Source organism: Noviherbaspirillum sp. ST9 (assembly GCF_048799745.1).
Taxonomy (GTDB): Bacteria; Pseudomonadota; Gammaproteobacteria; order Burkholderiales; family Burkholderiaceae_D; genus Noviherbaspirillum.
In genome coordinates this window covers 1-1,138 of sequence record NZ_JBLWFR010000031.1, presented here as the reverse complement: position 1 = coordinate 1,138, position 1,138 = coordinate 1, and the positions used below count along the sequence as shown (strand labels likewise).

The following is a 1,138-nucleotide window of genomic DNA, read 5'->3' as shown; positions in this document are numbered from 1 at the left end:
AAAGTAATCTAATGACTGCTGATGATATCAGTGCTGAAGAGCTTCAAAAAATGAAAATGTACCTGGTAGCCGGAAAATACTGGCGGGAAACTATACCGCAGGGAGGTATTGTTGTTCCTACACTTGCAGGAACAGAAGTGAAGATAACACTGGAAAAGACCAATGCCGAACCCGGCGCTGCATGGGACGGAGGAAGCACCCCCGGACAGGGATACCAATATTCTAACTTTATGCAGGAGGTGCCCGAAAAGGTAACGGTACAGTTCAAACGGGGCCTCAGGTGGGAGTCCGATCCAACGGAACGTTTAACCCTTGGGCTCGACAACGAAGAGTGCGATCAGGTATACCAAATGTATTTGTCTGATGTACTCACCAAAAACGGGGTGGTTCACGTCATCTATTCAGGTAATTATAACTATTCCGACCACTATTATTATCACTCATTATTCTTTTTTGGGACAAGAGCCGATGATCTTTTATAAAGACACAGCCTTAACTGATAAACATCATGAAAAAAACAGCGATATACCTGATAGGAGTAGTGCTCATTGCTGCCTGCTCCAAGATTCCCGAGGAAAAAGGGTTTCTAAGCCCGGATCTTTATCTTAAGGGACTCGATACCCTTTACCTTCCCCTGGGGAGCAAAGGTTCTACGGATGTAGCCTGGTTAGACGGATCTACCCAGCCGCTCGAATTCTCCATCGAAAACGTCCGCGACGCCCAGGGGAACCGGTCAGAACAGTTTTTCAAAACCTATCCGTACCGAACCTGGACAGCCCCGTACAATAACAAAACGGATACTACACTTGATCTTGTGAATGCCAAGATCGCCGAAATCAATATGACGCCGCTATCAATCAATCCGGTTAACGGGATGCTCCAATATTTAGAAGTCTCCAGAAATCTCGAATCGCCGGGCGACGTTTTCCATTTGGATGTTAGGGTAAAAAACACCCAGGGCGAACGTGTTTATCCGGATTACTCCATCTTAAAGCTCTCGGCTAAAAGCCGGCCTTTTGAAGTCCTATGGGTAACAACCGCGATTCTGCTCGTAAACAATAGCGGCGCCACAACCTTCACCCTGTATGACGATATTCCAGAGAATGATATAGTCAGGAGGCAAAATATCTATGACCGC

The 1,138-nt window shown here is 46.4% G+C and carries 2 protein-coding genes; both read left to right on the top strand.

Translation table 11 applies throughout. The annotated features are described in order from the left end of the window. Positions 1–482, top strand: a 482-nt coding sequence (locus ACNOHI_RS24535) for a hypothetical protein (RefSeq protein ID WP_420477348.1), incomplete at its 5' end; no start/stop codon positions are given. 26 nt (positions 483–508) lie between these two features. Beyond that, a partial coding sequence (locus ACNOHI_RS24530) for a DUF5007 domain-containing protein (protein WP_420477347.1) occupies positions 509–1,138 on the top strand: 630 nt, incomplete at its 3' end.